Source organism: Promicromonospora noduliphila (assembly GCF_056951025.1).
The window spans coordinates 4,618,871-4,637,602 of the sequence record NZ_CM167806.1; the positions used below are offsets into that span (position 1 = coordinate 4,618,871).

The window sequence follows — 18,732 nt, forward strand, 5'->3', positions numbered from 1 at the left end:
TCATGCCTTTCGACGATGAAGAGGTCGCGTACGGCGGCGCATGTGCCCAGTGGAAGGAAACCCAACCCATGTCTGTCTGGATGATCACCGGAGCTGCCCGCGGCCTCGGTCTTGAGATCGCCCGTGCTGCCCTCGCCGGAGGTGAGCAGGTCGCCCTGGCCGTGCGGCGCCCCGGAAGCCTGCCCGACGACGTCCGCGAGCACCCTGGCGCTCTGCCGGTCCGGCTCGACGTGACCGACCAGGAGCAGATCAGGTCGGCTGTCGGCAGCACCATCGAGCAGTTCGGCGGGATCGACGTGCTCGTCAACAACGCCGGTCGTGCGCTGCTCGGTGCACTCGAGGAGATCGTCGACGCCGAAGCCCGCTCGCTGTTCGACGTGAACGTGTTCGGCCTGATCAACACCACCCGTGCCGTACTGCCTGCCATGCGAGCCGCCGGGAGCGGGAAGCTCGTCCATATCGGTTCCCGCTCGGGTTTCGAGGGCGAGCCCGGCGTGAGCATGTACTCCGCCTCCAAGTTCGCCGTCGCCGGGATCAGCGAGGCCCTCGCCGCCGAGCTGGCCCCCTTCGGGATCCAGAGCATGGTCGTGGAGCCCGGGGTGTTCCGCACCGACTTCCTCGATGCCTCCTCGGTGCAGCTCCCCGCGAACCGCGTTCCGGACTACGACGGCACACCGGCCCATGACACGCTCGACTGGGCCCGCCAGGCGAACCACACTCAGCTCGGCGATCCCGTCAAGGGTGCCGCCCTCATCTACCGGGTCGCATCGGGAGCGACGCTCCCCCTGCATCTGCCCGTCGGCCAGGATGCCCTCGACCGCCGCGCTGCTGTCACCGAGCGCATCGACCGCGAGAGCATCCCGTGGCGTGCGGCGTCGGCCGCCACCGCGCACACCGAGAGCGCCTGATCCCGCGGGTGCACAAAAGCTGGGCGGCGCCGCCGAGGAAGGCACCGGTAGTTCTATCCCTGGTTCCGCAAGTGTCGCGCGATCTGCGCCTCAACTTCACGACTCGACGATTGACCATACTCGCGTGCAATTCTTGCTGCGGCCGTGGTGATATCTGCCTGCGCGACGTTAGTGACCAGTCCCGCCGAGAGGATGAGCCCTCGGACAACTTCCTTAATCCTGACTTCTGGAACTTCCGCCATGACGAACGACCTCCATCTGCTAACGAGCGAAATCGGCACTAAACCGACCGGTTGATGCGCTGCTGCCAGGCAGGTGCACGGATCCAGAGTCACCATCGCATCGCCCGGACCTAGCGACCTGCCTGGCATCGGCCCTACTGGACTTCTTGCAGCGAGGAGTCTTCTCGCCGAAGCGCCTCCACGACCTGGGAGACCATCTCTCGGCCGCCTGAGAGCTTGATGCTGCCCCTCACCCCGGCCATGAGGTAGTCACCGACCCCGCTGCCGAGCGCCACCAACGTAATCTTGCGGTGGTCGCCTTCGTTGTCGATGTAGATGTGGATTGCCGAGTTAGCGCCGAACATGGAGTTCTTCTCGGCGAGAATCGCAACGTCTGACGGGACGTCCAGGGCATCGAACTCGACCGGGCTGATCTCGACCTTCCTGCCAAGAGCTGCGCGCAGCAGCTGACGAAGGGATCCAATATCAAGGGTCGAGCGATAGGTGCTCTCTTCCTGCTTCATTGCCATGGTTGACTCGTTTCAACTAGGGACCTGGCTCGGAAGTTTAGAGTGCTAGGTGCAGGAGCCTTCTTGTCGACCAGTAAGATGCGGTAAATCTACCGACATCACTGTTTTGGGCGCCAGACGCACATAGGGTGATCTTGCGCCTGTTGCGACAATATGAACTACAGGCCGGCGAAGCTTGGGCAGCGATTCAGTCGTCCAGCCGAACGCGGTACGTATCACCACTACGGACTAGTACCGCATCGAGCTCATCGGTGCGCGCGTAGCTCTCGTTGCGCCAGTCGGCTATCAGATCGGCCAGACGGGCGGCCATGGGCGAGCCGACCGGACGGACAACGAAGTGTGCAGCCGTGATCATGGCGGCCTCGGGTCTGCCGTCGAACTGCATGGCCAGCCCGATGCCCTCCCCCAGTTCGGTGCGTGCCGTGAACAGGCCAGCCGGCCGCCGGGCCACCAGCCAGTGGTCCGCTGCATTGACGATGTGCGCCACGGCGTAGGTGCCGGGTAGATCAGCCGGACGGCATCGCAGCGGCTCCACAGGCGCCCGAGCACATACCTACGGTCGAAGGCGCCACACCGGCCGTTCCAGCCCACCTTGGGACGGCATCACGCCGAACAGAGGTCAGAAAACACAAAACCCGCTTCCTCCACCCTTCCGACGTTTCTATGGTCGAAAGTTGGAGCAAACGGGTATTGGTGGAGCTGGGGGGACTCGAACCCCCGACCCCCTGCATGCCATGCAGGTGCGCTACCAGCTGCGCCACAGCCCCGAACTGGTCTCCCCCAGCCATCCGGCCGGGCGAGCGTCGCTAGTCTATGCAGACCGGCGCCAAGGACCAAATCAAAACCGGGTGCGCTCCGTCACGCCGGTGACGTCACGCCGGCGACCCTCAGGGCCTGGCCTCCGGGCCGGACTGCCAGGTATCGAGGGGATACCCGGCGCCGACGTTGTGCGCGACGAGACGCCAGGCGGGCGTCGCCGTCGGCGCGGACGCATGCAGGTGCGACCAGTGCACGTTGTGCAGGCCGTGCAGCCCGCGCCACGTCACCGGGTCCAGGCCCAGCAGCCGGGTGATCGCCAGCGTGATCGCCGAACCGTGCGAGACCACGACGAGCGTCTCTCCCTTGCCCAGGGTGTCCGCGTGCCGCAGCACGCTCTCCGCCATGCGCAGCGCGACGGTGGTCCGGGACTCTACGCCGGCCTCCGCCGGCGGCTCCCCGCCCCCGCGCCAGACGGCGTGCTCCTGCGGCCAGCGTTCGGCGATCTCGGCGTCGGTCATGCCCTCCCAGCCGCCGAACGAGCGCTCACGCAGCCCGGCCTCGGTCACGACCTCCAGGCCCACGTGCCGCGCGTACGCTGCGGCCGTGTCCCTGGCTCTCTGCAGGTCGCTGGACACCACGAGCGATGCCTTGTGCGATGCCGCCAGGGCCGTCGCGCCCTGCTCGGCCTGCCAGCGGCCCACCTCGTCGAGCGGGATGTCGATCTGGCCCTGCAGCCGCAGGCCCGCGTTGTACGCCGTGCGCGCGTGGCGCAGCAGCACGACGGTCCCCGCGGTCACAGGCGCGTGTCCCCGGCGAGGTGGATGGCGCCGTCGTCGGGGTCCCGGTACTCGGCGGTGTCGCCGCCACCCCGTGCGTCCTCGGGGAGCTGGATGGGCGGGCAGTCCTTCCACAGGCGCTCGAGCGCGTAGTACATGCGGTCCTCGGCGTGCTGCACGTGCACGACGATGTCGCCGAAGTCGATCAGCACCCAGCGTGCCTCGGACTTGCCCTCCCGGCGGATGGGCTTGACGCCCTCCTTGAAGAGCGCCTCCTCGACGGCGTCCACGATCGCGGACACCTGCCGCTCGCTGGCACCGGACGCGATGAGGAAGACGTCGGTGAGCACGAGCTGCTCGCTCACGTCGAGCGCGATGATCTCCTGCGCCTTGACGTCGCTCGCCGCCCGCGCGGCGACGATCGCGAGCTCCGTGGCGCGGGCCGTTGCCGTCATGCGGCACCTCCTCCCACGATGCGGGGTAGCGCACCGGGCAGCGTGCCCAGCAGGGCCGCCGCCTGGTCCGAGTTGAACCCGGCGCTGTCGCCCTCGAGCACGAGCTTCCAGATCAGGAGGCCCAGCACGAACGCGACCACCACCAGGATGATGTAGTGCAGCCAGGTGTACTGCGGGCCCTCGTCCTCCTCCTCGTCCCACTCCTCCTCCGCCTCGCGGCGGGAGGCACGGGACGGGGCGACCGGTCCGGCACCGAACTGGCCGGGCCCGCCGAGCTGGCCCGGACCCGCGCCGGGGCCGCCGGGACCACCCGGACCACCGGGGCCGGCGGCTCCGGGACGCCCGGGGAACGGGGAACCCGGGGCCGCGGACGCGCCCCCCGGGGGCAGCGACTGCGGGGCCGCCTGCGTGCCGGCCTCCCACGGCAGCGCCGGCGCGCTCGCGGCGGAGGCCGCGCCGCTCGGTGCGCCGCCGACCGGACGGCTGGGCGCACCCGGACGCTGCTGGCCGATGCCGCCCGGCGCGCTCGGGGCACCCGAACGGGTGCCGAACGGCGAGGGCGGCTGCTGGGCCGGGGCGGGCGCGGCGGCGCCCCACTGGGACGTCTGGCCGGGATCGCCCGAACGGCCGGGAGCGCCGGGCGCCTGGGGCGCGCTGGGCGGGGCGAACCGTCCGGACCGGCCCTGCTGAGGAGCCGGCGGCACGGGCGCGCCCGACGAACGGGAGCCGAACGGGCTCGGCGGCCCGCCCTGGCCGCCGGGCCCGCCGGGTGCACCGGGAGGAGCGCTGTGGCCGCCGGGGCCGGACGGGGCGCCCGGTCGGCTCTGACCGCCCCCAGGGCCGAACGGCGACGGCGGCGGGTTGCCGCCGGGCTGCTGCACCGGCGTGAGCCGGCCGGTCGCGTCCACGCCGCGCGAGCCGCCCGTCGCCTGCGGGGGCCGGGCGACCGGCGGGGTCGGCGACCAGCCGCCCTCTGGCGCGGGCGCGCCGCGGTGCGACTGCTGCGGCTGCCCACCCTGCGGCGGGTACGCGCCACCGCCTGCGGCGGCGGCCGCTGCGGCAGCCTCACGCTCGCGGATCTCGCGGCGCGTCATGGGACGACCTTTGTTGTCACTCATCGTGAAGACCTCGATACAGTCCGTGCTTGGCGATGTACTGGACCACGCCGTCAGGCACCAGATACCAGACCGGCAACCCCTCCTGCGCCCGACGTCGACAGTCGGTCGAGGAGATAGCTAGCGCAGGGACCTCGAGCGTTGTCACGCCGTCCCGAGGAAGCCCGTCCACGGTGAGCATGTGCCCTGGCCGTGTGACAGCGACGAAGTGTGCCATGTCCCACAGCTTCTCGGCATCCTTCCACCGGAGAATCTGCTGGATGGCGTCGGCTCCCGAGATGAAGTAGAGGTCCGCCTCCGGGCGCTGCGCACGCAGGTCCCGGAGGGTGTCCACCGTGTAGGTGAGGCCCGCCCGGTCGATGTCGACGCGGCTCACCGTGAACCGCGGGTTCGACGCCGTCGCGATCACCGTCATGAGATAACGGTGCTCCGCCGGCGTGACCCGCTGCTTCTGCTTGAACCCCGGCCGGCCCGTCGGGACGAAGACGACCTCGTCCAGCCCGAGCTGCGCCACCGCCTCGCTCGCGGCCACGAGGTGGCCGTGGTGGATGGGGTCGAACGTACCGCCCATCACTCCGATGCGCGGCCTGTTCCCGGCGGGGGCACTCATGCGGTGGAGGCGAGGCGGGTCAGTGCCGGTTGCCGACGTTGCGGAACGCGTACGTGACGAGCAGCGCCGCCACGAGCGCACCGAAGGCGATCAGGCCCATGACGATCGGCGCGATCGGCTCGTTGGCCTGCTCCGAGGCGGCCTCGGCGGCCAGGACGGCGTTGTGCAGCACGGGGGTTCCTCCCAGTCGGACATGCTCAGGTGGGCTTTAGTCTCTCACGGACGAATTGCGGCGGGCGCATCGCGGCACTGGGTCGCAAGGAGATCCTGCGGAGGTCTCCGGGACGCCAGGCAGCGCTCACGGCTTGATGTGGCCGTCGCCCGTGACCACCCACTTGGTGGTCGTGAGCTCGGTCAGCCCCATGGGGCCACGCGCATGCAGCTTTTGCGTGGAGATGCCGATCTCGGCACCCAGGCCCAGCTCGCCGCCGTCGGTGAACCGGGTCGACGCGTTGACCATCACGGCAGCGGAGTCCACCTCCGCGACGAACCGGTCGGCCGCCGCGATGTCGCGCGTCACGATCGCCTCGGTGTGCCCGGAGGACCACGTACGGATGTGCTCGATCGCCGCGTCCAGCGACGGCACGACCCGCACGCCGAGCTCCAGCGCCAGGTACTCCGTTGCCCAGTCCTCGTCCGTTGCGGGAAGCACGGTCGCTCCCTCGGGGGCAAAGGACAGGGCGGCCGGATCGCCGTGCAGCACCACGCCGGCGTCGGCCAGGGCGGTGAGCGCCGCCGGGAGGAACGCCGCGGCGGCGTCCTCGTGCACGAGCAGCGTCTCCGCCGCGTTGCACACCCCGACGCGCTGGGTCTTGGCGTTCATCACGATGGCGACGGCCATGTCGACGTCGGCCGTCGCGTCCACGTAGACGTGCACGTTGCCGACACCCGTCTCGATCACCGGCACCAGGGACTCGCGCACGACGGTCTGGATGAGGTCGGCGCCGCCGCGCGGGATCAGCACGTCCACCAGGCCGCGGGCCCGCATGAGCGCCACGCCGCCCTCGCGGCCGTAGGCGTCGATCGATTGGACCAGGTCGGCGGGCAGGCCGCGCGCCTGGAGCGCCTCCCGCATCACCGCGACGATCACCGCGTTCGATGCCGCCGCCGCGCTGCCGCCGCGCAGGATCACCGCGTTGCCGGACTTCAGGGCCAGGCCCGCCGCGTCGACCGTCACGTTGGGGCGGGCCTCGTAGATCATGCCGACCACGCCCATCGGGACCCGGATCTGGCGCAGGCGCAGGCCGTTCGGCAGGGTCTGCCCGCGCACCACCTCGCCCACGGGGTCGGGCAGGGCGGCGACGTCCCGCAGCGCGCCGGCGATCTGCGCGATGCGCTCGGGGGTGAGGGCGAGCCGGTCCAGCAGGCCGTCGGACATCCCGCCGGCGCGGCCCCGCTCCAGGTCCTGCGCGTTCGCCGCCACGATCCGGTCCGCCGCCGCCACGAGGGCGTCGGCGACGGCGCCGAGGGCGGCGTCCTTGGTCATCCGGTTCGCCGTGGCCAGGGCGCGCGCCGCGACCTTGGCGCGTCGGGCGCCGTCGTGCACCGCCGCGGTGACGTCAGCGGTGCCCGACGGCGGCGTGGTCGCTCCCGCTGTCTCGCCCCCGCCGGATGTCACGCTGTACTGGCTCACGATCGTCATGCGTCGAGAGTACGTCGGACGGGGGCGGTTGCGGAGAACAATCCGTGGTGCGGACGCCGTGCGCCGGCTACCCGTTCCGCCGCGCCGCCGCCGGCGAGCTGATCGGCCGGTCGAGCACCAGGTCGTCGCGGTGCACGACCACGCGGTCGTACCCCTCCCCCAGCTCCTCGCGCAGGGCGAACGTGGAGCGGCCCAGCAGCGCGGGCAGGTCGCTCGCGTCGAAGGCGACGAGCCCCCGGGCGACCACCGTGCCGTCCGGCGCGACGAGCTCGACAGGGTCGCCGGCGTCGAACTGGCCCTCCGCCCGGGTGATCCCGGCGGGCAGCAGCGAGGCGCGCCCGCCGAGCACGGCGCGCGCGGCGCCGTCGTCCAGGTGGAGGCGGCCCTGCGTGCGGGCCGCGTGCGCGATCCAGAGCCGCCGCGCGGACGTGCGGCGCCCGGTCGCGGCGAAGAACGTGCCGACGTCGTCCCCCGCGAGCGCGGCGGCCGCGTTGGCGGTCAGCGTGAGGACGGCGGGAACGCCGGAGCCGGTGGCGATCCGCACCGACTCCAGCTTGGTGACCATGCCGCCCGTGCCGACGGCGCTGCCGCGTGCGGTCACCTCGACGCCCGCCACGTCCGCCAGGTCGCGGACCAGCGGGATGCGGCGGGCACCGGGGCGCGACGGCGGGGCGTCGTGCAGGCCGTCGACGTCGGTCAGGAGCAGCAGGGCGTCCGCGCGCACGAGGTGGGACACGAGCGCGGCGAGGCGGTCGTTGTCGCCGAACTTGAGCTCGTCGGTGGTCACGGCGTCGTTCTCGTTGATCACCGGCACGACGCCCAGCGCGAGCAGGCGCTCCAGCGACCGCTGCGCGTTGCGGTAGCGGGCGCGGCGGACGGTGTCCTCGGCGGTGAGCAGGATCTGCCCGATCTGGAGGCCGAACGCCGCGAACTCCTCCTGGTACCGGCCCACGAGCTGCCCCTGGCCGACGGACGCGGCGGCCTGCATGGTGGCGAGGTCGCGCGGCCGCGTGCCGAGCCCGAGCGGGCCGATACCCGCCGACACCGCACCCGACGTGACCAGCACGACCTGGGCGCCGGCGGCCTGCCGGGCGGCGAGGACCTCGACGACCCCGCGCAGCGCCCCGACGTCGAGGTGCCCGTCCGGCCCGGTCAGGGACGACGAGCCGATCTTCACCACGACGCGCCGGGCGGTGGCGATGGCGGACCGGGCGCGGCGGCTCGCCTCGACGTCCTGGAGGGCTCGAACGTCGTGGGGGCTGTCCGAAGGGCCGAGGGAGTTCACGCCCTCATCCTCCCCGGAGGGCCGCCGGGAGCGCGCGGTCATTTCACGCTCCGGGCGTCAGTCCTCGTCGGGGTCCGTCCAGTGGCCGGCCTCGCGCTCGGTCCACAGCTCCTGCCGCGCGGCGGTCTTCGCGTCCATGCGCTCGGTGTACTCCCGGCGCTTCTCGCCGCGGGTGGGCCGCTCGTTGCGGTCGAGCCGCAGGTCGGTGCCGCGCCCGCCGAGCAGCTCCGGACCGGTCTGCAGCGTGGGCTCCCAGTCGAAGACGACGGCGTTGTCCGGGTCGCCGATGCGCACCTCGTCCCCCGCGACGGCGCCGGCCTTGAACAGCCCGTCCTCGACGCCGAGCTTCGCGAGCCGGTCGGCGAGGAAGCCGACGGCCTCGTCGTTGTTGAAGTCGGTCTGGCGCACCCACCGCTCGGGCTTGGTGCCGCGCACCTCGAACCAGTAGGCGGTCTCGCCGCCCAGCCGGCGCACGGTGAACTTCGACTCGTCCACCGCGCGCGGGCGCAGCACGATGCGGGCCGGCTCGGGCGGCGGTGCGGCGGCGCGGGCCTTCTCCACCACCTCGGCCAGGGCGAACTTCAGCTCGCGCAGGCCCTCGTGGGACGCCGTGGAGACCTCGAAGACCCGCAGCCCGCGCGCCTCCAGGTCGGGCCGGACGAACTCCGCCAGCTCACGCGCCTCGGGCACGTCGATCTTGTTGAGCACCACGAGCCGGGGGCGCTCGGCGAGCGGCACGCGGCCGCCCGCGATGCCGATGTCCCCGGAGTAGGCGGCGAGCTCCGCCTCGATCGCGTCGAGGTCACTGATCGGGTCACGGCCCGGCTCCAGCGTGGCGCAGTCGAGCACGTGCACGATCATCGCCGTCCGCTCGATGTGCCGCAGGAACTCCAGCCCCAGGCCCTTGCCCTGGCTCGCGCCGGGGATCAGGCCGGGCACGTCCGCGACGGTGAACCGCGACTGGTCGGCCTGCACCACCCCGAGGTTGGGCACGAGGGTGGTGAACGGGTAGTCGGCGATCTTGGGCCGCGCGGCCGAGATCGCGGCGATCAGCGAGGACTTGCCAGCACTCGGGAAGCCCACGAGCGCGACGTCGGCGATGGTCTTGACCTCGAGCTCGACGTCGGCGGTCTCGCCCTCCTCGCCGAGCAGCGCGAAGCCGGGGGCCTTGCGCCTGGGCGAGGACAGCGCCCGGTTGCCCAGGCCGCCCTTGCCGCCGGCCGCGACGACGTACTCGGCGCCGCTGCCCACGAGGTCGGCCAGCACGGTGCCGTCGAGGCCCTTCACGACGGTGCCGTCCGGCACCTTCAGGACCAGGTCGCCGCCCTTGGCGCCGTCGCGGTCGTCGCCCATCCCCTGGGTGCCCGACGTCGCCCGCCGGTGCGGCGAGTGGTGGTACTCCAGCAGGGTGGTCGTGTTCGGGTCGACGACCAGCTTCACGCTGCCGCCGTCACCCCCGTTGCCGCCGTCGGGCCCAGCCAGCGGCTTGAACTTCTCGCGCCGGATCGAGACGCAGCCGTTCCCGCCGTTGCCGCCGATGGCGTGCAGCACCACCCGGTCCACGAAGCTGGCCATGTCTCGATCCTCTCAGGTACCGCGCGGCGCGGCTCAGGTACCGCGCAGCGCGGCAGAAAACTCGGTGGGCGCCCGGGACGGGTCGCTCCAGGAACAGCGAAGGGGGCGCACCGTCACCGGTGCGCCCCCTCTACGCGGAAGCCGGGGCTCAGGCCTCGGCGGCGACGATGTCGATGACCCTGCGGCCGCGACGGGTGCCGAACTGCACGGCGCCGGCGTCGAGGGCGAACAGGGTGTCGTCCTTGCCGCGGCCCACGTTGATGCCGGGGTGGAAGTGGGTGCCGCGCTGGCGGACGATGATCTCGCCGGCCTTCACGACCTGGCCGCCGAAGCGCTTCACGCCGAGGCGCTGGGCGTTGGAGTCACGACCGTTGCGCGAGGAGCTCGCGCCCTTCTTGTGTGCCATCTGAAGAACCTGTCTTTCGGGACGAAGGAGAATCGGTATCGCGCGGGTCCGTCCACACGGGCCCGCAGCGGAAGTCACTTGATGCCGGTGACCTTGAGCCGGGTCAGCGACTGACGGTGACCCTGACGCTTGCGGTAGCCGGTCTTGTTCTTGTACTTGAGGATCGTGATCTTGGGACCCTTCTCGTCCCGCACGACCTCAGCGGTGACCTTGACCTTGGCCAGCTTCTTGGCGTCGGTGGTCACCTTCTCCCCGTCCACGAGCAGCAGGGCCGGGAGCTCGACGGTCTCACCGGGCGCCGACTGGACACGGTCCATGACGACGATGCTTCCGACGGACACCTTCTCCTGGCGGCCACCGGCCTTGACGATCGCGTACACCACGTTCAACTCATCTCTCTGGTCTTGGCGTGCGCGCACGACGGGATCCACCGGCTTAACTGTGACTCGCTCCGCCGCGGCGGTCGAGTGCGGTGCGCCATGGGCACGCAGGACTGGTGTGCAGACAGCACACCGAAGATCAAGGTTACGCGATGCCCTGGGCGGGTTCAAACCGGTCGCCACGTGGCCTTGCCCACCCTCACGCGGCTGTGCCTACCCTGGGCGCAGGTGATTCCTGATGCTCTCCGAACCAGCGGTCGAGCACGACGACATCGCGCGCGCGATGCGGGCAGTGCCGCGCCGAGACTTCCTGCCGCGGTCCCAGCGGCCGTTCGCGGACCAGGACCGGCCGCTGCCGATCGGGCGCGGACAGACGTCGTCCCAGCCGGCGACGGTCGCCGCCATGCTGCGCCTGCTGCGCGTCCCGCTGGGTGCGCGCGTGCTCGACGTCGGCGCGGGCTCCGGCTGGACCACCGCGCTGCTCGCCTACCTCGCGGGTCCGCACGGCTCGGTGCTCGGCGTGGAGCGCGACGCCCGGCTCGCCGACTGGGGTGCCGCGAACGTCGAGCGCACGGGCATGGACTGGGCGCGGCTCGAACGGGCGACCCCCGGCGTGCTCGGCCACCCGCGGCCGCACGGCTGGGACCGGATCCTGGTGTCCGCGTCGGCCGACGCGCTACCGCGCACGCTGGTGGAACAGGTCGGGTTCGGCGGCCGCATGGTCATCCCGGTCCGGACGACGATGCTGCTCGTCGAACGCCTGCCCGACGGACGCACCCGAGCGACCGACCACGGCGGCTACCGCTTCGTACCCCTGGTGGAGGACTGAGCGGGCGGGCGCGGGCGGGGGCATGTGGTCGGCAGAATGTCAGGTGATCGGCATTCCGAGGTGCCGATCACCTGACATTTTGCCGACCACGCTTGTCCTGCCGATCACACCGCCGCGTGTCTGCGGCAGCGGGCCTCGTAGGATTCCGGGCCGCCTACGTGGGCCGGGACCGGTACCAGGGCGCCGCCCGCGTCGGCGGGGCCAGTGTCGGGGAGCGGCGGGGCACCCGGCACGCGGACGTGGAACGCGGCGTCCGCGCCGCACACCGAGCAGACGGCGGTGAGCTTGTCGACCGACTCGGCCAGCGCCATCAGCTCGGGCAGGGGCGAGAAGGGCTGCCCGTCGAACGTGACCGAGAGCCCCGCGACGACCACCACGAGCCCCCGGTCCGCGAGCTCCGTGACCACGGGCACGAGGCCGGCGCCGAAGAACTGGGCCTCGTCGATGGCAACGAGCTCGGTCGGGGCATCGGCTCCGGCGCCTGGCCCGTCCGGAGCTCCGGCGTCGGCCCCACCCGGGGCCCCGGGCTCGCCGCTGGTTCCGGCGCCCGCCCTGGCTCCGCCGCCCGCCCCGGTTCCGGCGTCCGCCCCGCCGCCGACGGCGAGCAGGGCGGGGATCTCCGCGGCGTCCGACACCGTGTGCGACGTCGCGCCCAGCCCCGAGTGCGAGCTGACCCGGCCGAGACCGCGCCGCGCGTCCAGCGCGTGGCTCACCACCAGCACGCCGCGCCGAGCGATCTCGGCGCGGCGCACCCGGCGCAGCAGCTCCTCGGACTTGCCCGCGAACATGGGGCCGGCGATCACTTCGAGGCGCCCGGCGCCCAGGCCATCCGTCACCAGGCCATTCGTCATGGGAACCAGTCAAGCATTCCGTTAGGTTGGCCGGCATGGCTACCGACGTCGAGACGGTGTTGTTCCTGCCAGGACTGGGTGCCGGCGTCGACCCGTGGGCCGCCCAGCTCGGCGCGCTGCCCCACGGGTTCGTGGGTCTGGCCCCGGAGATCCCCGGGCTCGACCAGGCGGCCACGCCGGGTGGGTTCACGTTCGCGGGTGCGGCCCGCGGCCTGCGCGACCTGCTCGACGAGCACGGCGTCGAACGCGTGCACGTCTGCGGCCTGTCGCTCGGGGCGATGACGGCCACCCAGCTCGCGCTCGACTTTCCCGAGCGGGTCGCCTCCCTCGTGCTCTCGGGCAGCCAGGTGCGCCCCCATCCCACCCTGATGCTGATCCAGCGCACGATCATCCGGATGCTGCCGGAGCGCACCGCCACGGGGATGGCCCTGACCAAGGCACAGTGGCTCGGCGCGCTCCGGGTGGTCGCCGACGCGGACTTCCGCGGCCGGCTGACCGACATCCGGGCGCCCACGCTGGTGCTGTGCGGCAGCCGCGACATCGCCAACCTCCCGGCGGCCCGCGAGATCGCCGCCGCCGTGCCGGACGCCGAGCTGCGGGTCATCCCGCGCGCGGGACATCCGTGGAACGTCCAGTTCCCGGAGCTCTTCTCGCGGACCATCGCCGACTTCTACGCGCGGCTGCCCAAGGACGACTGACGGAGGCGCGGCCGTACCGCACTACAGCACCCGCGACACCCCAGGGATCCGCCGCAGCAGGTGGGCGAACAGCCAGCACAGCGGCACCGCGAGCGCGAGCAGGATCAGGAACTTCACGCCCGCCGAGGCTACGACCGGCGCCAGGAGGATCGCGACGCCGACCAGCACCAGCGGGTGGATGACGTACACCGCGTAGGAGTTCCGCGCGGCGAACGCCGCCCAGGCGGGCCGGCCGGAGAACCGCTCCCGGAACAGCACCAGCAGCGCCACGATCGTGCTCACGGCGAAGACGTTCTCGGCCAGGCAGGAGCCCAGCAGGGCGAGAGCCCCGGCGCCGGGCGCGGTCGCGAGGACGGTCGTGCCGAGCGCCAGCCCCACGCTGACCAGCGCGACCACCAGGGCGACCCAGCCCTGCCGCACGGTGAGCGCGGTGAGCCACCCGCGACGGGTCGCCAGCAGGCCGACCACGAAGAGGATCACGTACTGCGGCAGGTACGCAGGGGTCGGCAGGCCGACGGTCTCCCAGTAGGTTCCGGCCGGCACGATCAGCCGCCAGAGGAACGACACGACCGTCAGCAGCCCGACGAGTCCGGCGATCGCCCAGAACCCCACGCGGCGGGGCGCGGCGTCAACCACGGTGCGCGGGCCGCCGTCGGCCATGACCGACGTGGCGACGGACCGAGCGCGCAGCGCGCGGACGGCGGCGTACGCGAGCGACATCACCAGGAGCACCTCGACGAACCACAGCGGTCCGGGGTCGCCGACGGTGAACCAGAACTGCAGGAACGACTCCCCCTGCGCGCTGTGCTCCGGCCACTGCGGCAGCGCCAGGACGGGCCGCGCCACCAGCCAGAACGCCACCAGCGGGACGCCGAGCCGGACCAGGCGGTCCCTGGCGAAGGCGCCGGGCCCCTTGCGGTCCACCGACCCGGGGACGAAGAGGCCGGAGAGCAGGAAGAAGAAGCCCATGAAGTAGAACTGGTTCACGATCACGAACAGCATCAGCGCGACGCCGGAGGGGCTGTCGCTCGGCTCGGTCCAGTACCAGAGTGGGAGCGCGCCGTAGGTCACGGCGCTGTGGTGCGCCAGCACGAGCACGGTCAGCAGGATCCGCAGGTTGTCGACGTACCCCAGGCGGGTGGTCGTCGACCTCGCGACGGTCGTGGTCATCGTGGTCTCCAGTTCGTCGTGGTGGGCAGCCGTCCGGGTGCTGTCGTCGGCGGCCGCCAGGCTTCGTCGGTTCGTTACTAGACTAATGAACCACAGAACGAGGAGTGCCCGCAAGGAATTTGAGCAGGGGACCTCAGGGCCGGAGGTCTGCGGAGACGGCGTCTCCGGGGACGACGGTCTTCGGGCACAAAGAAACGAGGGCCGCCACCTCACGGTGACGGCCCTCGTCGGGATCAGGTCAGCGGCCCAGCAGCCGCGCCCAGAAACCCTTCTGCTTAGGCGACCTCGTCGCCAGCTCCTTTGGGCGGTTCCGGCTGCCCAGTGCCGGAGCCCCCCTCCGGCGTCTCGCTCGCGGACGGCGCGGCGTCGTCCGCCCCGTCAGCAGGTTCGGCCGGGGGCAAGTCCGGCGCATCCGCCGACGGCGATGCGGCCGGGTCCGACGAGACAGCCGGTTCGGGCGACGCCGCGCCGTCCGAGCCGGGCGATACGGCCGGAGACGATGCAGCCGGACCGGACGGCGCGGCGGCCGAGCCGGACGACGCGGCGACCCCCGCCTCGGGAAGCTGGATCTCGTCCAGGGTCGATGGACCGTCCTCCGGGGCGTCCTTCGTCTCGTGCGCGTGCTGCGCCGCGGCCGCGATCGTGGCGAGCGTGGCCTTGACGGCCTCGCGCGCCTCCGACCGCTCCTCGGGCAGGCTGGCGACCGGTGCCGTCTGCTCCGGCGTGGAGGCCGCCTTCTCCTTGGCCTCCTTGCCGCGCTTACGGCGCGAGCGCGCGGAGCGCGGGCTCTCCTCGACCGCGGCGGACCCACCCGAGCTGATGCCGTTGCCCGGCTTCTCGATCGGCTCGTCGTGCACGATGAACCCGCGGCCCTTGCAGTGCTCGCAGGTCTCGGAGAACGCCTCGACGAGGCCCTGGCCCACGCGCTTGCGCGTCATCTGGACCAGGCCCAGCGAGGTCACCTCGGCGACCTGGTGCTTGGTGCGGTCCCGGCCGAGGCACTCGACCAGGCGACGCAGCACGAGGTCGCGGTTGGACTCGAGCACCATGTCGATGAAGTCGATGACGATGATGCCGCCGATGTCACGCAGCCGGAGCTGCCGCACGATCTCCTCGGCCGCCTCGAGGTTGTTCCGCGTGACGGTCTCCTCGAGCGTGCCGCCCGCACCGGTGAACTTGCCGGTGTTGACGTCCACGACGGTCATGGCCTCTGTACGGTCGATGACCAGCGAGCCGCCCGACGGCAGCCAGACCTTGCGGTCCATGCCCTTGGCGAGCTGCTCGTCCACGCGGTGCACGTGGAACACGTCGGTGTTCTCGACCCACTTGGACACCCGCTCGCGCAGGTCGGGCGCGAGCTCCTCGACGTAGGCCGCGATCTCGTCCCACGCTCCGGCGCCCTGCACGATCAGCGACGAGAAGTCGTCGTTGAAGATGTCCCGGACCACGCGGATGGCCATGTCCGGCTCACCCTGCAGCAGGGCCGGCGCGGACGCCTTCTTGGCCTTGGCCTGGATGGCGTCCCACTGACCCTGCAGGCGTGCGACGTCGGCGCGCAGCTCGTCCTCGCTCGCCCCCTCGGCGGCGGTGCGCACGATGACGCCGGCGCCCTCAGGGACCACCTCGCGGAGGATCGTCTTGAGGCGCGACCGCTCGGTGTCGGGCAGCTTGCGGCTGATGCCGGTCATGCCGCCGCCCGGCACGAACACCAGGTACCGGCCCGCGAGCGTGACCTGGCTGGTGAGCCGGGCACCCTTGTGACCGATCGGGTCCTTGGTGACCTGCACCAGCACCGAGTCGCCCGACTTCAGCGCCTGCTCGATCCGGCGCGGCTGGCCCTCCAGGCCCGCGGCGTCCCAGTTCACCTCGCCCGCGTACAGCACGGCGTTGCGGCCCTTGCCGACGTCGACGAATGCGGCCTCCATCGAGGGCAGCACGTTCTGGACGCGGCCCAGGTACACGTTGCCGGCCATCGACGCCTGCGACTGCTGCGAGACGTAGTGCTCGACGAGCACGCCGTCCTCCAGCACCGCGATCTGCGTGCGGCCGTTCTTCTCGCGCACGATCATCGACCGCTGCACCGACTCGCGGCGGGCCAGGAACTCGGCCTCGGTGATGATCTGCCGGCGGCGGCCGTGGTCGCGCCCCTCGCGGCGGCGCTGACGCTTGGCCTCGAGCCGCGTGGAGCCCTTGAGCGCGGTCACCTCGTCGCCGCGGCCCGAGCGGGCTGCGGCGGCCTCGGCGCGCTCGCCGCGCGTACCCCTGCGCCGACGGCGACGGCGGCGGCTGCCACCCTCACCCTCGCCGTCGACGGCGTCCTGGGCCGAGTCCTCTGCGTCGGCCTCGGCGTCGGCGTCCTCGTCGGCGGACGACTGCGCGTCCTCGTCGGACTCGTCGTCCTGGTCCTCGTCCGCCGAGTCGTCCAGGTCGTCCGAGCGGTTCGCGCGGCCGCCGCGGCGGCCCCGTCCACCCCTGCGCCGACGACGGCGCGACGGGCGCACCTCCTCGTCGTCGTACTCCTCGAAGTCCTCGGGGGCGAGCTCTTCCAGCTCGACGCCCTCGGCGACCAGCTCGTCCTCGATCGCGCCGACCTCGTCGACGGCCGCCGCGTCGTCCTCGCTGAGCTCAGCGGCGACGAACTGCGGGACCCGCGCGACGTTCGCCTCGCGGGCCGACGTCTCGACGCCCGCCTCGCCGGTGGGCTCGGCGCCGGTGTCGGCCGACGTGCTCTCGTCGACGCCGGCCTGGGCGGCCGACTCGGAGCTCGGCCCCGTGCGGCGCACGGCCCGGCGGGAGCCGGACCGGCGCGGACGGGCCTCGGTCGTGCTGTCCGGCGCGGCCTCGGTCGTGGCCTCGGCGGGCGCCTCGGTCGCCGGCTCGGCGGCTCGGGGCGCCGGCTCGGCGGGCTCGACCGGACGGGCGACCGGGCGCGCGAACTGCGGCGTCAGGTCCTGGGGGCGCGGCGGCCCGGCGGGAGCCTGAGCGCGCCGCGGGCGGCGCGCCGCCGAGTCGTCCGGCGCCTGGAACAGCAGCGCCGTCGTGGCAAGGCGCGGGACGCGGGTGCCGGAGGGGGTCGCGGCGGGCGATGCGGGCTGCGTGGGCGCCTCGGTCGCGGGCTCCTCGGTCCGCTCCGCCGCCGGACGGCGGCCGCGGCGCGTGCGGGTCTTCGGGGCCGGTTCTGCCTGAGACTCCTCGGCGGGCTCGGCGGCAGGTGCCTCAGCGGCAGGTGCGTCACCGGCGGGCGGCGCGGTCTCCCCGGCCGGGGTGGTCTCGGCGTCAGGCGCGGCCTGCTCGGCGGAGGCCGGCTTGCGGCGCGACCGAGTGCGCCGGGGACCGGACTCTGCAGCCTCGGGCTCGACCGCGGCGGCCTCCGCCGTCGGCTCGGCCCGCCTGCGGGTACGGCGCTTCGGTGCGGCGTCCTCCGCCTGCGCTGCAGACTCGACGGGCCCGACGGGCAGGACGATGTCGTCGAGGCTCGCGACCTGGCGGGCCGGGGCCTCGGTGTCCGCGACGGGCTCCGGGAGCACGATGCCGTGGGCGGCGGACTCTTCGGCGGGCTCTTCGACAACGGGCTCCCCGTCGGCAGACTCGGGCGAGGCCGCCTCGGGCTCGGTGTCAGGGGTCTCTGGCCCGGCCGTGCCTGCGTCCTGGGGCTCGGCCGCGTCGGCGGCGTCGCTCTCGGTCGCGTCGGCGGGCTCGCTCTGAGCGCCGTCAGCGGTCTCGGACTCAGTGACATCGGTCACCTCGGGTCCGGTTGCCTCGGCCTCGAGCCCGGTCGTGTCGGCAGTGATTTCCGTCTCAGTCGAAGCCTGCGCCTCGGCCGGAACGGGCTCGCCGGCAGCCGGCGCCGTCGGCTCAGCCGCGGGCTCCGCGACGACCGGCTCGGCCGCCGTCGGCTCGGTGACGGGCGCGGCCGCCGTCGGGGAAGAGACGCCGCGCGTGGCCCGACGGCGGGGGCGCTTGGCGGTGGGCTCGGCGGCGGCGGAACCCGTCGAGGTGGCGACGGCCGCGGTGCCGCCCGTGGTCACGGGCGGGGCCTCGGCCGGGGTCGTGGCGGCCGCGGACGGCCCGACGACGATGGGCTCGACGTTCGCCGTCGAGACGACGGCCCTCGTGGCCCTGCGACGCGGGCGCTTGGCCGGCGCGCCGTCCGCCGGAGCCCCCTCACCAGTGGTGACCTGGGCATTCGCCTCAGGTGCGTCGTGATCATCCTGTGACCCGATGGTCGAACCGGTGGTGCTGGAAGGCGTCACGTGAGGTACTCCTGTAACCGGCGTCCGCTCCACACCACGCGGACCGCCTGGCGGTCGGTCGTCCGGCGGATGCATCGCGGCGAAGCGACACATCTGGACGGAAGTCTCGGCTGCGGCCCTGTTCCTGCGATCTTCGCGGACGCCTGCGGCCACGTTCTGTCGTGACAGCGGCACCGCGTGCGGATCGGGCAGGGTTGGACTCTGCAGGCCGCGCAGGGATGTGGGCCCGCGCGGGTCCGTCCAGTATCGCACAGGAGACGAGGCCAGCC

At 72.7% G+C, this 18,732-nt stretch carries 18 protein-coding genes and 1 tRNA gene; 3 read left to right on the top strand and 16 right to left on the bottom strand.

Features of this window, described 5'->3' with window-relative positions; translation table 11 throughout:
* Positions 1 to 68: 68 nt before the first annotated feature.
* Positions 69 to 908: an SDR family oxidoreductase gene (locus AC0QU1_RS20275; protein ID WP_483571908.1), complete on the top strand. Its 840-nt coding sequence runs from the start codon at positions 69 to 71 to the stop codon at positions 906 to 908.
* Between the two features lie 376 nt (positions 909 to 1,284).
* Here AC0QU1_RS20275 and AC0QU1_RS20280 read toward each other — a convergent pair whose 3' ends face one another.
* The 13 genes from AC0QU1_RS20280 to rplU all read right to left on the bottom strand — a co-directional run bounded on the left by AC0QU1_RS20280 (position 1,285) and on the right by rplU (position 10,665).
* On the bottom strand, positions 1,285 to 1,659 hold the full coding sequence (locus AC0QU1_RS20280) for a hypothetical protein (RefSeq protein ID WP_483571910.1): 375 nt from the start codon (positions 1,657 to 1,659) through the stop codon (positions 1,285 to 1,287).
* 187 nt (positions 1,660 to 1,846) lie between these two features.
* The gene (locus tag AC0QU1_RS20285) at positions 1,847 to 2,146 is read right to left on the bottom strand and encodes a hypothetical protein (protein ID WP_483571912.1); all 300 of its coding nucleotides are present in this window, start codon (positions 2,144 to 2,146) and stop codon (positions 1,847 to 1,849) included.
* Positions 2,147 to 2,350: 204 nt separating this feature from the next.
* Positions 2,351 to 2,426, bottom strand: a tRNA-Ala gene (locus AC0QU1_RS20290).
* Positions 2,427 to 2,546: 120 nt separating this feature from the next.
* Positions 2,547 to 3,215 (bottom strand): histidine phosphatase family protein, encoded by a 669-nt coding sequence (locus AC0QU1_RS20295; protein ID WP_483571914.1) that lies wholly within the window; start codon positions 3,213 to 3,215, stop codon positions 2,547 to 2,549.
* Positions 3,212 to 3,649 carry a ribosome silencing factor gene (rsfS, locus tag AC0QU1_RS20300; protein WP_483571916.1) on the bottom strand — a complete coding sequence of 146 codons (438 nt, stop codon included), beginning with the start codon at positions 3,647 to 3,649 and terminating at the stop codon, positions 3,212 to 3,214. Before rsfS ends, AC0QU1_RS20295 begins: the two co-directional genes overlap by 4 nt.
* Positions 3,646 to 4,743: a hypothetical protein gene (locus tag AC0QU1_RS20305; RefSeq protein ID WP_483571918.1), complete on the bottom strand. Its 1,098-nt coding sequence runs from the start codon at positions 4,741 to 4,743 to the stop codon at positions 3,646 to 3,648. The genes rsfS and AC0QU1_RS20305 overlap by 4 nt, the downstream gene beginning before the upstream one ends.
* Positions 4,744 to 4,759: 16 nt before the next feature.
* Positions 4,760 to 5,374 (bottom strand): nicotinate-nucleotide adenylyltransferase, encoded by a 615-nt coding sequence (gene nadD, locus AC0QU1_RS20310; RefSeq protein ID WP_483571920.1) that lies wholly within the window; start codon positions 5,372 to 5,374, stop codon positions 4,760 to 4,762.
* A gap of 19 nt (positions 5,375 to 5,393) precedes the next feature.
* Positions 5,394 to 5,546: a hypothetical protein gene (locus AC0QU1_RS20315; RefSeq protein WP_483571922.1), complete on the bottom strand. Its 153-nt coding sequence runs from the start codon at positions 5,544 to 5,546 to the stop codon at positions 5,394 to 5,396.
* Between the two features lie 126 nt (positions 5,547 to 5,672).
* Complete coding sequence (locus tag AC0QU1_RS20320) at positions 5,673 to 7,016, bottom strand: glutamate-5-semialdehyde dehydrogenase (RefSeq protein ID WP_483571924.1); 1,344 nt, start codon at positions 7,014 to 7,016, stop codon at positions 5,673 to 5,675.
* Between the two features lie 67 nt (positions 7,017 to 7,083).
* Positions 7,084 to 8,301, bottom strand: coding sequence for a glutamate 5-kinase (proB, locus tag AC0QU1_RS20325; protein ID WP_483571926.1), 1,218 nt, complete (start codon positions 8,299 to 8,301; stop codon positions 7,084 to 7,086).
* A gap of 57 nt (positions 8,302 to 8,358) precedes the next feature.
* Positions 8,359 to 9,876 carry a GTPase ObgE gene (gene obgE / locus AC0QU1_RS20330; protein WP_483571928.1) on the bottom strand — a complete coding sequence of 506 codons (1,518 nt, stop codon included), beginning with the start codon at positions 9,874 to 9,876 and terminating at the stop codon, positions 8,359 to 8,361.
* A gap of 148 nt (positions 9,877 to 10,024) precedes the next feature.
* Positions 10,025 to 10,282: a 50S ribosomal protein L27 gene (rpmA, locus tag AC0QU1_RS20335; RefSeq protein ID WP_483571930.1), complete on the bottom strand. Its 258-nt coding sequence runs from the start codon at positions 10,280 to 10,282 to the stop codon at positions 10,025 to 10,027.
* Positions 10,283 to 10,356: 74 nt separating this feature from the next.
* Entirely contained in the window at positions 10,357 to 10,665 is a 309-nt protein-coding gene (gene rplU, locus AC0QU1_RS20340) for a 50S ribosomal protein L21 (protein ID WP_119143071.1), read from the bottom strand.
* A 235-nt stretch (positions 10,666 to 10,900) separates the two neighbouring features.
* Here rplU and AC0QU1_RS20345 point away from each other — a divergent pair, with 235 nt between their 5' ends.
* On the top strand, positions 10,901 to 11,491 hold the full coding sequence (locus AC0QU1_RS20345; protein WP_483571932.1) for a protein-L-isoaspartate O-methyltransferase family protein: 591 nt from the start codon (positions 10,901 to 10,903) through the stop codon (positions 11,489 to 11,491).
* Between the two features lie 104 nt (positions 11,492 to 11,595).
* Here AC0QU1_RS20345 and AC0QU1_RS20350 read toward each other — a convergent pair whose 3' ends face one another.
* The gene (locus tag AC0QU1_RS20350; protein ID WP_483571934.1) at positions 11,596 to 12,342 is read right to left on the bottom strand and encodes a thymidine kinase; all 747 of its coding nucleotides are present in this window, start codon (positions 12,340 to 12,342) and stop codon (positions 11,596 to 11,598) included.
* 35 nt (positions 12,343 to 12,377) lie between these two features.
* Between AC0QU1_RS20350 and AC0QU1_RS20355 the strand changes: the two genes are divergently transcribed.
* Complete coding sequence (locus tag AC0QU1_RS20355; RefSeq protein ID WP_483571936.1) at positions 12,378 to 13,040, top strand: alpha/beta fold hydrolase; 663 nt, start codon at positions 12,378 to 12,380, stop codon at positions 13,038 to 13,040.
* A 21-nt stretch (positions 13,041 to 13,061) separates the two neighbouring features.
* Here the strand turns inward: AC0QU1_RS20355 and AC0QU1_RS20360 are convergent, their stop codons facing one another.
* Together AC0QU1_RS20360 and AC0QU1_RS20365 are read right to left on the bottom strand one after the other, a co-directional pair.
* Positions 13,062 to 14,210 (bottom strand): acyltransferase family protein, encoded by a 1,149-nt coding sequence (locus tag AC0QU1_RS20360; RefSeq protein WP_483571938.1) that lies wholly within the window; start codon positions 14,208 to 14,210, stop codon positions 13,062 to 13,064.
* 275 nt (positions 14,211 to 14,485) lie between these two features.
* The gene (locus AC0QU1_RS20365) at positions 14,486 to 18,463 is read right to left on the bottom strand and encodes an Rne/Rng family ribonuclease (protein WP_483571940.1); all 3,978 of its coding nucleotides are present in this window, start codon (positions 18,461 to 18,463) and stop codon (positions 14,486 to 14,488) included.
* Positions 18,464 to 18,732 lie beyond the last annotated feature (269 nt).